The following is a 12,830-nucleotide window of genomic DNA, read 5'->3' on the forward strand; positions in this document are numbered from 1 at the left end:
GGGCATGCGAAGGTGCTTTTGTTGTCATCGACGGCGCGGGGTGACGCCGGGAGGATGAGCGGGGTGACGCGGTGAATCAGACGCCGACCGCGTTTATTGCCAGCTGGCCGCGCACCGAGGTGACGCGCACACTGGTGTGGTCGCATCCGGAACACTTGAGAATGTAGACGGGAAGTGAATTACGCTCGGCGTGGGCCGGATTCGGGCTCAGTCGGGCTTGTGAACGGCAGAAGGGGCAAGTGAGTGTCATTCGATCTCCGAGTGTGCCGTTGTTTGGGGCACGTTCTCAGTGTGTCGCCTGCCTCGCCGGTCGCCTAGGGCCAAAGGTCCCGCGCTGCTACAGAAATTGGTGGGGGGTGCGTTAGCGTTGTCGAATGAGGGGAATCCGCCGCGGCCAGCTCCGGACCGCGCTGGCTCCGCTCGTGCTTCCGGCCGGTGTCGGACTCGTGACGACCGCGCTGTACACGGTGTTCTCGGCCCTGCAGTGGCGCAGTTTTGCCGCACCGTCCTGGGACCTGGGAATTTTCACCCAGCTGGCCCGACAGTACGCGGCACTTCAGGCGCCCATCGTCACGATCAAGGGCGATGGTTTCAACCTGCTCGGTGATCACTTCCACCCGCTTCTGGTGCTGCTCGCACCCGTTTTCGCGGTCTTCCCGCACGCTTTCACCCTGCTGGTCGTGCAGAACGCGCTGTTCGGCCTTGCTGCCGCCGCCCTCACCTACGCGGCGGTTCGGCTGCTCGGCCGACTCACCGGCACGCTGTTCGGGTTGGCCTTCGCGTTCAGTTGGGGTTTGCAGGGTGCAGTCGAAGCACAGTTCCACGAAATCGCCTTCGCCGTACCACTGCTGGCGCTGTCACTGACCGCCTTTCTGGGGCGTCAGTGGGTGGCCTGCCTGCTCTGGGCGATGCCGTTGGTGTTCGTCAAGGAAGACCTGGGGCTCACCGTGGCCGCCCTGGGCATCGTGCTGGCCGTTCGCAGCCGGCATCCGCTCGGCGTGTGGCTGGCTGTCTGGGGCGTGGGCTGGTTCGCCCTGGCCAGCCTGGTCATTCTGCCGCTGCTCAACCCGAATGGCGCCTGGGCCTATGCGAGCAGTATCGACCCGCTCCGCATTCTGCAGGACCCGGCCGCACTCTTTCAGCCGCAGAAGAGCGTGACCGTGCTGCTGCTGCTTGTGGCGGGCGGGCTCATCGCCGTGCGGTCCCCGCTGGCACTCGTGTTGCTGCCTACTCTGGCTTGGCGGTTCCTGTCGGACAATTCGGGCTACTGGGGTCCGACCTGGCAGTACAGCGCCGTGCTGATGCCCATTCTGTTTGCTGCCGCGCTCGATGGAATCGCGCTCGCTCTTGGCAGCCTGCAGGGCTGGATGCGCCGATACGGGCGGCTGGCGGCATCCGTTTCGATTGTCGCAGCGCTCGTGCTCGCCACTACGCTGCCGCTGTTCAAACTGGCGGATGTCCCAGCCCATTTTTCGACGCATCGCGCCGCCGCTGCGACCGCCGCCCTGCGAGGTGTGCCCGACGGGGCGCTGGTCGAATCCGACATCGGGCTGATGAACTATCTCGTGGAACGAACCGATGTCTACTGGCTCGGCAATGAGAATCCGCTGCCGGACTATCTCGTGATCGATCTCGCCGCCGGCGGACTGCCCGCCGAGTGGACGTCAGTGCAGGTCGTTGCCCAGGCGCTGCACCCCGGAGTGGAATTCACCACGATCCATGCCGCCGGCGGCTACGAGGTGGCGCGCCGCGACGCCGCTGCGCCCTGATCCCTTTCCGTCCACTTCCCGCGCTGTACTTCGCGACCCACGGCACCGTGGACTGGGCCCGGGCGCTAGTGCGCCGTCGGGTTCGCGGCCCTGAGGGCGGTCAGCAGGGCCGCGGCGCCCTGCGGGTCGTCGACGGTCACGGCGAACTGGTTGCCCCGCCGCAGATTCACCACGAGGGCCGGCCCGCCACGCATGACCACGGCAGAGCGTCCGCCGGTCAGGCGGTATCCCCAGCCACCGGATCGCAGCGGACTCACGGCATCGGCGAACGCGGACTCCATCTGGTCGAGCGGCACCTGCTTCAAACGGATGCCGAGCAACCGCGACACGACGCGCAGCCCACGTTGGTCAACGCTCACCCGAACCTGCACGAAGAGCAGCGTGACCAGGAAGATGAGAACGACAATCGCCGCCGCCATGGCGCTCGCCGAGGTCGCACCGGTCAGCCCCTCATCGCGCAGTTGGGCTACGATTCCGATGGCCCCGCCGACCACGATGAGCCCGCCGATCGCAGCCATGACCGGGCTCGTCACGACTTTGCTCCAGGTTGCGTCGGGATCGGCTGTCGCTGTCGCGGAGGAAGTCTCCGGGAGTTCCGTTACGGTCGCCGGGGTCACCCATTTCTGGGCAATCAGAAACGGCAGCAGACCATACCCGCAGGCGGCGAAGGTGAGCAGCACCCAGGCGCCCATTTTCGGTTCCGCAGGGCCGGCAGCGACGGTGATGCCGGCCGTGGTCAGCCACAGGCTCGACGACAACCCCGCCGCGGAACCGAGCCCGAGATAGATCTGGCGGCGATTGGGCGCACCTCGCTCGCGGAGCCAGTAGGTGGCCAGAATTGCGGCGCCCAGACTCACCACGAGCGCGACCACGGCCATTCCCCAGGTGGGCATCGTCGAGCTCACCGCGCCATCACGCCCCCACTGCCGTGGCAGCACGCCCGGCAGGCGATCGATCCACAATAGCCAGGTGACGACGGCCGCCACGAATGGCACCCACAGAGTCAGTGCCGCAGCGATATCCCGCGGGCTGGTCGGTGCCGAACTGTTCACCAGTGTCATGAGGTCCCCCCGATCGAGTGCGGGCAGACCAGTCCGCCTTCGCACTCCTTCCATCCAAGCACAGACCAGAATCGCCCGAACCAGTGCCGCGCCGCGCATCGGCGGTGCCTCCCACGGTTGTCACCCGAGACCTGATCGCTTGCAAAACATTTCTTTGGGTATTCTCTTCCGGACTCGGTCGATTTCGGGCATATATGCGTGATTTTTTCTCGGAAATGTCGGTGGTCGGGTGTTGAGTTGAACCATGAACAACCTCGCGATGGAGCTCACCCGGGCGGCGGAGGCCGTCGCCGCGCTCGGTTGTTCCAGCGCTTCGTTCAACACCCTGACCGATGCGCAGGTGCTCGCGGCTCGCGGTCCGATCGCCGACCTGCTGCGACTAAGCAACACGGTCGCGGCTTTCCTGGCCGGAACGATCGCGCAGCGTTCCAGGCACGAGCTGGGTCAGTCCGGTCTGGCCGTCCGGCACGGGTTCGGTACCCCGACGCTGATGGTGCAAGACGCTACCGGACTCAGCCGTATGGAGGCCGGCCGACTGCTGGCCGTCGGCGTACTCATGAACGGCACTGATACCGCCGAACGGCGGGCAGCGGATGCCGCTCGAGAAGCCGAGCGGGTCGCGAAGGCGACCGCCGACGCCCTCGCGGAAGCCGAGCGCGCAGCCGAGCGGGACGCCGTTCGAGAGGCGGAGCGCGCGGCGGCGTGGGCCACGCTGCACCCCGATCTGCCGCCACTGCCCATGGCTGCGCCCCGCCCGGTACCGCCCCCGGTTCCCCAGGGTCCCGTGGTGACCGTGGAGCCGGTGGTGGTGCCCTGGCAGGCACCAATTCTGCACGCTGTCACCGCCGGTACACTCTCGCCCGGCGTCGGCGACGCCCTACTACGAGGTTTGGGCACACTGGATCAGGCCATCACCGCCGAGACGCTGGCCGCCGCTCTGCGCCTGTTGCTGGTCGAGATGCCGGGCAAGAACACGGAGCAGGCCTACAAGCGGGCGCGGCGCCTGCGCGACGACCTCGACGCGGCGGGCATCCAGGCTAGGGAGAAGCAGGCCCGCGATGACACGACCTGGTCGTTGTGGCGGCGCGCCGACGGCATGGTCACCCTGCACGCCCTGTTGGCTCCCGAGCAGGGAGAAACGTGGATGGCCACCTACGACGCCCTGACCAGTCCAGGTCGCGGCGGCGTGCGGTTCGTTGACCGGGAACGAGCCGAGTGGGCGCAACGAGTGAAGGACGACCCGCGCACCCTGGACCAGATCGCCGCGGACTCCTTCACCCAACTGCTCAAGCTCGGCACCGACGCCGACCCGAACACCATGTTCGGCGGGCGCCGCCCGGTCGTGCAAATCATCGTCACCGAACCCGACCGCCCCACCACCATCCCCGACCCAACAACCGGCCCGACGGCCGGCCCCGCCGCTGGCCCCGCCCCCGAGGCTGGCCCGGCCCGCACCACAGGCCCGGCCCCCGAGGCTGGAACCACGGAGAGCGGCACTACGACCAGCGGCACGTCGGGGAGCCGAACCGCCACATCAGCCTTCGGTTACCTCGAGGGCAACCCCGCTCCGGTGTCGGCGGAGACGATCGAACGGCATCTCTGTGACACCGGCCACCTCGGAATCCTGTTCAGTCAGTCCGGCCAACCCCTCAACGTCGGACGCGACGAACGTCTCTTCAACCGCGAACAACGCCGGGCCCTCGCCGCGCGCGACGGCGGCTGCCGCTGGCCCGACTGCGACCAACCACCCTCCTGGACAGAAGCGCACCACATAAAAAATGGGTTGATCAGGGACTTTCCAACATCGATTTCGCCATCTCCCTGTGTGCACACCATCACATGCTGCTACACAACCGACACTGGACGATCTACCTCCAGAGCGACCAATATTGGCTACAACCCCCGATCGAAATCGACCCCAAACAAACGCTGATACCCCTGCCCAGCAAGAACCCGCTCATGGCCGAACACCTCCGGCCCGACGAGCTTCTACCGACGCCCCCAGCGCCGGCCCCGCAGACAGCCACCCGTCACGAGATGGCGATCTCGACCAACGAAACGGGAACGACCCGACACCGGGTCACCCGCACGACGACTGCCAAAACTGAACAGCGCAGCTCCCCGCAGCCGTGCGGCCGGCACCGGCGATAGCTGCGCGTCCCGGGATCGCGGTCTCGACCGACTCGACCAACGAGACGGAGACGACCCGACACGGGGTCACCCGCACGACGACTACCTCCCCATGGCCCCCACACCACGTCGTGAATGCACACCCGCCGAAGGACGACGGGATCGCTACCGTTTGCGACGGGCGAGGAAGGCATCCATTCGGCTGAACTTGGCCTCCGACTCGAACAGAATGGACTGGGCCGTGTTATCGACGAGCGGATGCGCCGCTCGGGGAGCATGAAAGACCTCCTTGGCGAGGCGGGTCGCCAGAGGGTCCTGCGCCGCAATGCGGTCGGCCAACGCGTGCGCGGCGGCCAGCAGGTCGTCGGGGTCGTGCACCTCGGTAACCAGGTGCACGGCCAGGCACTCCGCGGCGCCGAGGATGCGCCCGGCCAGGATGATCTCTTTCGCCACCGGCTCCCCCACCAACTCTGCCAGGCGCCAGAGCGCTCCGGCCGCGGGAAGAATACCGAGCGCGGTCTCGGGGTTGCCGAGCCGGGCGCTCGTCGAGGCGATGCGAAAGTCGGCGGCGTAAGCCAATTCGGCTCCGCCGCCGAGCGCCCAGCCGTCGATCGCGGCGATGACCGGCATCGGCAGCTGCGCTATGCGGGAAAACAGCCCGGAGTTGATGCCGAGCAGGGCGTCGTCCCGGCGGCGTTCGCGCAGCTGGGCGATGTCGGCGCCCGACGCGAAGACGCCGTTCGCGCCCGTGATGATCAGGATGCGCGGCTGCTGCTCGAGCTCAGCGCAGACGGCATGCAGCTCGTCGATCATGGTCTGGTCGATAGCGTTGCGCACGTCGGGTCGGTTGAGTTCGACGTGCACCCGGTCGGCGCGGCGTTCAATCGTGAGGGTGATCGGGGTATTCGTCATTGCGGACGTCTCCATTGAGGTCGGTGTTGGGAAGGATGACGGGGGTCGTGTCCAGAACAGCTACGCGTCGGGAGCGGAGTCGGGTGCCCCGGTCGGGAACACACGTTTGTAGCTTCGACCATCGGGCAGAGTCACCGTGCGACTGACCAGGGTGCCGCGCCGAACCTGCAGATAAATCGCCTGGGCGCTCACTCCACGTGCGGCGGCAGCCTCGGCGACGGACAGCCCGGGGAGGTCGGTGGGCACGCTGCTGGGTCGCACGGATCGTTTCCGGCCGGCTGCCAGGCGGGCGCTGATCTCGTCGTCAGTGCCGCCCCAACGCCATTTGGCCGCTGGCGATTTGAGACCGGTCGCGTCGGCGATCTCATCCCACGACGTATCTGCCGCGACAGCATCGCGCACCGCTGACAGAGTTGCCGGGTCCTGATCGAGCGCGGCCTGCAGCGAGCGGATGGCGCGCAACCGGTCCAGGGGCGCGGCATCCGGTTGCAGGTTGAGCAGGTGCTCGAGCGCGGTGGCTGTCATCGGCGACAGAAACGATCCCATGCCTGATCCTCTCTGCCGCCTGTTCGTGCAGCAGTCAGCCCCATCTTGCCAGATACGATCAGGCCAGAACGACCACCGAGTGCGGTGCCAGCTGCAGGGCGTTGGGCAGCCGCCCCTGCACGGCGTCGCCCTCGGCCGCAAAGGACAGCCCGATGTCACCGCCTCCGGCCGGAACCCGCACCGGCCGGGTGCCCAAATTGATGAGGATCTTGGTGCTGCCGCGGTGCAGCCGCAACCACCCGGCTGCCGCATCGAATTCCACGGCGATCTGGTCAAACCGGGGATCGGTGAAGTCCGGGCGGGTGCTGCGCAAAACGGCCAGGTCGCGATAGAACTCGAGCAGTCGAGCATGTTCCGGTTCGGCGGCTTCGTTCCAGTTGAGCTTGGAGCGCTCGAAGGTCTGCTCGTCTTGCGGGTCGGGGACCAGCGCCGGATCCCAGCCCATGCGGGCGAACTCATTTATGCGACCTCGGGCCGTGGCAGCGCCGAGCTCCGGTTCAGGATGCGAGGTGAAGAACTGCCACGGTGTCGTGGCTCCCCACTCTTCGCCCATGAACAGCATCGGTGTGTACGGCCCGAGCAGGGTCAACGCGGCGGCTATGGCCAACTGGCCGGTATCGAGCTGCTCGCTCAACCGGTCGCCGACGGCGCGGTTGCCGATCTGATCATGATTCTGCGAGGCGACGACCAGCCGCCAGGTGGGCATGCGCTCGAGGTCGATGCGACGGCCGTGCGTGCGCTCGCGAAAGCTCGAGTAGGTGCCATCGTGGAAGAACCCGTGGGTGAGCACCTTGGCGAGGGCGTTGAGGGGCTCGAAATCGGCGTAGTAGCCGGTCGTCTCGCCGGTCAGGGCGACGTGCACGGCGTGATGAAAATCGTCGCTCCACTGCGCGTCGAGGCCATAGCCGTTGGCCTCGCGCGGCGTCACGAGCCGAGGGTCGTTGAGATCGGATTCGGCGATCAGCGTGCGCGGCCGACCGGTTTCGGCGCTGAGCGCTGCGACCTCGACGGCGAGCTGCTCGAGCAGGTGGGTGGCGCTGGTATCGCGCAGGGCGTGCACCGCATCGAGGCGTAGCCCATCGACGTGGTAATCGCCGAGCCACATCAGTGCATTGTCGAGAATGTACCGCCGCACCGGGTCGGAGTGCGGACCGTCGAGATTGAGGGACGAGCCCCAGGTGTTGCCGGCCGCCTCACTGAGGTACGGGGCGAACTGAGGCAGATAGTTGCCGCTGGGCCCCAGGTGGTTGTAGACGACGTCCTGGATGACGCCGATGCCGCGCTGGTGGCAGGCGTCGACGAAGTTCTGGTACCCGGCCGGGCCGCCGTAGCCCTCGTGCACGGCGTACCAGAGCACGCCGTCGTAGCCCCAGTTGTGCGTGCCGTTGAACGCGTTCACCGGCAGCAGTTCGATGAAATCGACGCCGATCGAGTGCAGGTGGTCGAGCCGGCTCGCGGCCGCCTCAAAGGTACCCTCGGCCGTAAACGTTCCCACGTGCAGTTCGTAAATGATTGCTCCGGCGAGCTGGCGGCCGGTCCAGTCGGTGTCCTGCCAAGCGTGGGCCGAGGCGTCAAAGGTGCGCGAGAGGGCGTGCACGCCGTCGGGCTGGTGCCGCGACCGGGGGTCGGCGAACGGTCCGCGCCCGTCCACGATGAATCCGTAGTCGATCGGCCCGCTGACCGTGGGTTGAGCGGATGCCGGCAGCTCCCACCACCCGTCGTCGCGCGCTGTGAGCTCGAGCCGATCCGGGCCGAGTTGCACCTGCACGGCGTGCGCGTTGGGCGCCCAGACTGCAAATTTCTGATCGTTCATGCGTGTCGTCCTGTGTGGGTAGTGACGGGATTTCGGTCATCGACGGCCATCAGGAGAGCCACCGGGTAGTGCGCGAGCACCTGGGCGACGTCGAGGTTCGGGCCCTCGAAGCGCTCCTGTGTGACCAGATCGATATAAGCGCGCCCGGACAAGGCAATCGTCGTGTCCCCCCAGCCGCCGTTCAGGTGCAGCCCGATCGGCAATCGGGTGGCCAGGGTGATCGCTCCCCCGCGATCAAACGCCACGAGGTGGCTCGCCCCGGACCCGAAGACCGGAACCGGGGCGTAGCGGACGAACAGGTCTGGTCGGTCGCGGCGCAGCCGCAGGGCCCGGGCGGTGACCAGCAGCTTGGCGGCACCTGTCTCTTCTACCTCGGGAAACCATCCGCTGTCGATGCGGGTCAGCAACTCGCGGCGCAGCGTGTAGTCGACCGGGCGACGATTGTCGGGATCGACGAGCGATGTCTCCCACAATTCACTGCCCTGGTAGACGTCGGGAACGCCCGGCATGGTCAGCTGCAGCAGTTTGAGTGAGAGCGAGTTACTCCACCCGGCCGGTCGCATCCGCTCGACGAGCGCAGCAATCAGATCGTGGGTCGGCCCCGGATCGGTGGCACCTCTGACGAGGTCGCTCAAGTTCGCTTCGAAGTCGGCGTTCTGCTCGGTCCAGGTCGTGGAGGTTCCGGCCTCACGCGCCGCCTTGAGCGCGTAGGCGGTGAGTCGCTCGCGGCTGGCCGGCCAGGCGCCGACGATGGACTGCCAGAGCAGGTTCTCAAACGGTGCGTCCCCGAGCGGATGCGTCGCCCGCAGCTGGTCGAGGGCGGCCTCCCACTCGGCGGGGATCTCGGCGAGCACCGAAATGCGGGCGCGCACGTCTTCGGCGCGTTTGGTGTCGTGGGTTGACAGGGTCGTCATCGACCGCGGAAAGCCGGCCTGACGCGCTTGCTGCCGGCCGTGAAACTCCGCCACCGTCACGGCAAACTCGTCGGGGTCGGCGCCCACCTCGTTGAGCGAGGTCAGCCGACCGAACCGGTAGTAGGCCCGATCTTCGACGCCCTTGGCCATCACCATGCCGGAGGTCTGTTGAAAACGCACGGCCGCCGGATGCCCGGGCTCGCCCAGCAGGGGCAGCAGCCGGTCGATTTCGGCCTTCAGCTCGGGGCGGTGACTGACCGATCGCTGCGCCGCCAGCTTCAGGTCGCCCTGACCGAGGGGCAGATAGGAGCGGTAGACCGGGAACCAGGCGAGTAGTTCCGCCACGGCGTCGGCGGTCGTGTCGGTCTCCTCGTCGTTCGGTACCAACCGGGCGATGCGCAGCACTTCCGAGCGCAGGATGCCGTCGGCCACCGCACGCTTGTTGCGAAAGACCAGATCAGTCCAGGCGATGGTGTGACCCTGCAGCCGTGATTCCAGGGCGTCGAGGGCCTCTTGGCCGGCCGGATCGACGAGCACCCGGTCGACGTCGGCGAGAGCGTCGTACCCGGTCGTCCCGGCCGTCGCCCAGCTCGTGGGAAGTTGTTCGGGCCCTTCGAGAATTTTCTCGACCAGCACGTACGCCGCGTCGGTGGCGCGGCGCAGGGCTTCGAGGTAGCCGGCTGGGTCGGCGAGGCCGTCCGGATGGTCTACCCGGATGCCCTGCACCAGGCCGTCCTTGACCCAGCGCACGATCTCGCGGTGCGACTCCTCGAACACCCAGGGCACCTCGACCCGAATGCCGGCCAAACTGTTCACGGCGAAGAATCGGCGATAGTTCAGCTCCGCGTCGGCGCGGCGCCAGTTCACCAACTCATAGTGCTGCCGGTCGTGCACCTCCGCCGGGCTGGCACCGTCGTCGGCCGTTCCGGGGGCCACCGGATAGCGGTTGTCAAAATAACGCAGCTCGCCGTCGACCAACTCGAGCCGGTCGAGCTCGTCCCGGCCAGCGTCACCGCTCTGAACATCACCGAGAACCGGAATGCGGATTCTGCCGTTGCCGAACTCCCAGTCCACGTCGAAGGCTTCGGCGTACCGTGACCGTTCGCCGTTCTGCAGCAGGTTCCACCACCAGGAATTTCGCCGCGGCGTGGCCACGCCCACATGGTTGGGCACGATGTCCACGAGCACGCCCTGCCCGACCCGATGCGCAGCAACGGCCAGACGACCCAGGGCATCCGCCCCGCCCCGTGCTGGGTCGACCAGGGAGTGGTCGACGACGTCGTAACCGTGTTCCGATCCGTCCTCCGCCTTCAACAGCGGCGACAGGTAGACCCAGTCGGCACCGAGATCGCGAAGGTAATCGACGATCTCAGCGGCCGCATCAAGGTCGAAACCCGCCGTGATCTGCAGGCGGTAGGTGGACAACGGCGCGACGACGGGCACCGTCACGAAAAGATCTGCGTCAAGGGTCACCGAACGGCCCTCAGCTGTGGCCCGGCAGGGTGATCAAACCGGTGGCACCGGCCAGTGACGCGGCGACGGAGTGATCCGGTGCAACTTCGGGTTCGTGATACGCGCGCAGCACCACGAGGGAGCGACCGGCCACGGTCTGGATGGCTCCGGCCGGACGTGCGATGGAATCGGCCCCCTCACCGGCGGTGTCGACCACAATTTCCCAGGCCGGGGCATATTCGTCGGCCGGCAGCTTGAATTCTACGTCTTCGGCGTCGGCGTTGAACAACAGCAGAAAGTTGTCGTCGGTGACCTCCTGACCGCGCACGTCTCGCTCACGGATTCCGTTGCCGTTGAGAAATTTGGCGACCGTTCGGGCGAGGTTTTCGTCCCAGTCTTCCGACGCCATCGGTTCACCATCGGTGTTGAGCCACACGATATCGGGCAGCGATTCGCCCGCGACCCGCTTGCCGGGGCGACCGTCGAAGAAGCGACTGCGCCGAAACGTGGGGTGCTCGCGGCGGAGGCGGGAAACGGCCGCCGTGAATTCGATCAGCGGCACATCCGCTTCGTCCCAGTGCACCCAGGTCAGCTCGGAATCCTGCGCGTAGGTGTTGTTGTTACCCTGCTGGGTTCGGCCCAGCTCATCACCGTGCAACAGCATCGGAACCCCCTGCGACAAAAGCAGCGTCGCGATGAAGTTGCGTGCCTGCCGCGCGCGCAACCCACGAATCTTCGGATCATCACTGGGACCTTCGACGCCCGAGTTCCAGGAGCGGTTGTGCGACTCGCCGTCTTTGTTGTCTTCGCCGTTGGCGTCGTTGTGCTTCTCGTTGTACGACACGAGATCGGCGATGGTGAAGCCGTCGTGCGCGGTGACGAAGTTGATCGACGCCATCGGCCGGCGCCCGGAGTGCTCGTACAAGTCGGCTGATCCGGCGACGCGGGAGGCGAATTCGCCGAGAGTGGATGGCTCCCCCCGCCAGAAATCACGCACGGTATCGCGGTACTTGCCGTTCCATTCCGACCACTGGGAGGGAAAATTGCCGACCTGGTAGCCGCCGGGGCCGACGTCCCACGGCTCGGCGATGAGCTTGACCTGGGAGACGATCGGGTCTTGCTGCACGAGCTCGAAGAAGGTGGAGAGCTTGTCGACCTCGTAGAGGTCCCGGGCCAGCGCGCTGGCCAAGTCGAACCGAAAGCCGTCGACGTGCATCTCAAGCACCCAATAACGCAGCGAGTCCATGATGAGCTGCAGCACGTGCGGGTGCCGCACGTTAAGGGTGTTGCCGGTCCCGGTGTAGTCCATGTAGTAGCGCTTGTCGTCGTCCATCAGGCGGTAGTAGGCCTCGTTGTCGATGCCTTTGAACGACAGGGTCGGACCCATGTGGTTGCCCTCGGCGGTGTGGTTGTACACCACGTCGAGAATGACCTCGATGCCCGCGGCGTGCAGGCTGCGCACCATTCCCTTGAATTCCTGCACCTGCTGGCCGAGGTCACCGGTGGAGGAATAGGCGTTGTGCGGCGCGAAGAATCCGATCGTGTTGTAGCCCCAATAGTTGCCCAGTCCCTGCTCCACGAGGGTGCCGTCGTTGACGAACTGGTGCACCGGCATCAGCTCGATGGCGGTCACACCGAGTTTTTGCAGGTGGTCGATCACCGACGGATGCGCCAGGCCCGCGTAGGTGCCGCGCTGGGTCTCTGGCACGGACTCCTGCAGTTTGGTGAGCCCCTTCACGTGTGCTTCGTAGATGAAAGACTCGCTGTACGGCGTGCGGAGGGACCGGTCGCCGGTCCAGTCGAAGAACGGGTTCACGACAACGCCGAGCATCATATGCGAGGCGGAGTCCTCGTCGTTGGGCGAGTCCGGATCGTCGAAATCGTAGGAAAACAACGACGGGTCCCAGTCGATGGCCCCGGTGGTGGCCTTGGCGTACGGATCAAGCAGCAGCTTGTTCGGATTGGCTCGGCTACCGGCCGCCGGGTTGTAGGCGCCGTACACCCGATACCCGTAGCGTTGCCCGGGCTGCACGAGCGGCAGGTAGCAGTGCCAGATAAAAGCGGATGATTCCCGCACGTCGACCCGCGTCTCACCCCCGTCTTCGTCGATGAGACACAGCTCGACACGTTGAGCGGCTTCGCTGAACAGGGCAAAGTTGGTACCGCTCCCGTCGAACGTAGCGCCAAGGGGGTAGGCGGTTCCGGGCCAGGTTTCCATGAGACTCCTCGGGAT

The 12,830-nt window shown here is 66.5% G+C and carries 8 protein-coding genes; 2 read left to right on the forward strand and 6 right to left on the reverse strand.

The window, feature by feature from the left end; genetic code table 11:
* The first annotated feature begins 374 nt into the window (after nt 1–374).
* Nucleotides 375–1,769 carry a DUF2079 domain-containing protein gene (locus QMF22_RS10360; RefSeq protein WP_283453228.1) on the forward strand — a complete coding sequence of 465 codons (1,395 nt, stop codon included), beginning with the start codon at nt 375–377 and terminating at the stop codon, nt 1,767–1,769.
* 65 nt (nt 1,770–1,834) lie between these two features.
* Here the strand turns inward: QMF22_RS10360 and QMF22_RS10365 are convergent, their stop codons facing one another.
* Nucleotides 1,835–2,830 carry a hypothetical protein gene (locus QMF22_RS10365; protein ID WP_283453230.1) on the reverse strand — a complete coding sequence of 332 codons (996 nt, stop codon included), beginning with the start codon at nt 2,828–2,830 and terminating at the stop codon, nt 1,835–1,837.
* 244 nt (nt 2,831–3,074) lie between these two features.
* Here QMF22_RS10365 and QMF22_RS10370 point away from each other — a divergent pair, with 244 nt between their 5' ends.
* Nucleotides 3,075–4,763 (forward strand): DUF222 domain-containing protein, encoded by a 1,689-nt coding sequence (locus QMF22_RS10370; RefSeq protein ID WP_283453232.1) that lies wholly within the window; start codon nt 3,075–3,077, stop codon nt 4,761–4,763.
* A 362-nt stretch (nt 4,764–5,125) separates the two neighbouring features.
* Here the strand turns inward: QMF22_RS10370 and QMF22_RS10375 are convergent, their stop codons facing one another.
* From QMF22_RS10375 to glgX, 5 genes are read right to left on the reverse strand one after another with little or no spacing between them, the layout of a single operon-like run.
* Nucleotides 5,126–5,872, reverse strand: coding sequence for an enoyl-CoA hydratase/isomerase family protein (locus tag QMF22_RS10375; protein WP_283453234.1), 747 nt, complete (start codon nt 5,870–5,872; stop codon nt 5,126–5,128).
* 60 nt (nt 5,873–5,932) lie between these two features.
* Nucleotides 5,933–6,418: a hypothetical protein gene (locus tag QMF22_RS10380; RefSeq protein WP_283453236.1), complete on the reverse strand. Its 486-nt coding sequence runs from the start codon at nt 6,416–6,418 to the stop codon at nt 5,933–5,935.
* 58 nt (nt 6,419–6,476) lie between these two features.
* Nucleotides 6,477–8,231: a malto-oligosyltrehalose trehalohydrolase gene (gene treZ, locus QMF22_RS10385; protein WP_283453238.1), complete on the reverse strand. Its 1,755-nt coding sequence runs from the start codon at nt 8,229–8,231 to the stop codon at nt 6,477–6,479.
* Entirely contained in the window at nt 8,228–10,618 is a 2,391-nt protein-coding gene (treY, locus tag QMF22_RS10390; RefSeq protein ID WP_283453240.1) for a malto-oligosyltrehalose synthase, read from the reverse strand. The genes treZ and treY overlap by 4 nt, the downstream gene beginning before the upstream one ends.
* 10 nt (nt 10,619–10,628) lie before the next feature.
* Nucleotides 10,629–12,815 carry a glycogen debranching protein GlgX gene (glgX, locus tag QMF22_RS10395; protein WP_283453242.1) on the reverse strand — a complete coding sequence of 729 codons (2,187 nt, stop codon included), beginning with the start codon at nt 12,813–12,815 and terminating at the stop codon, nt 10,629–10,631.
* Between the last annotated feature and the right edge of the window lie 15 nt (nt 12,816–12,830).

The sequence above is a fragment of the Cryobacterium sp. PH31-L1 genome (assembly GCF_030063145.1).
Classification (GTDB): domain Bacteria; phylum Actinomycetota; class Actinomycetes; order Actinomycetales; family Microbacteriaceae; genus Cryobacterium.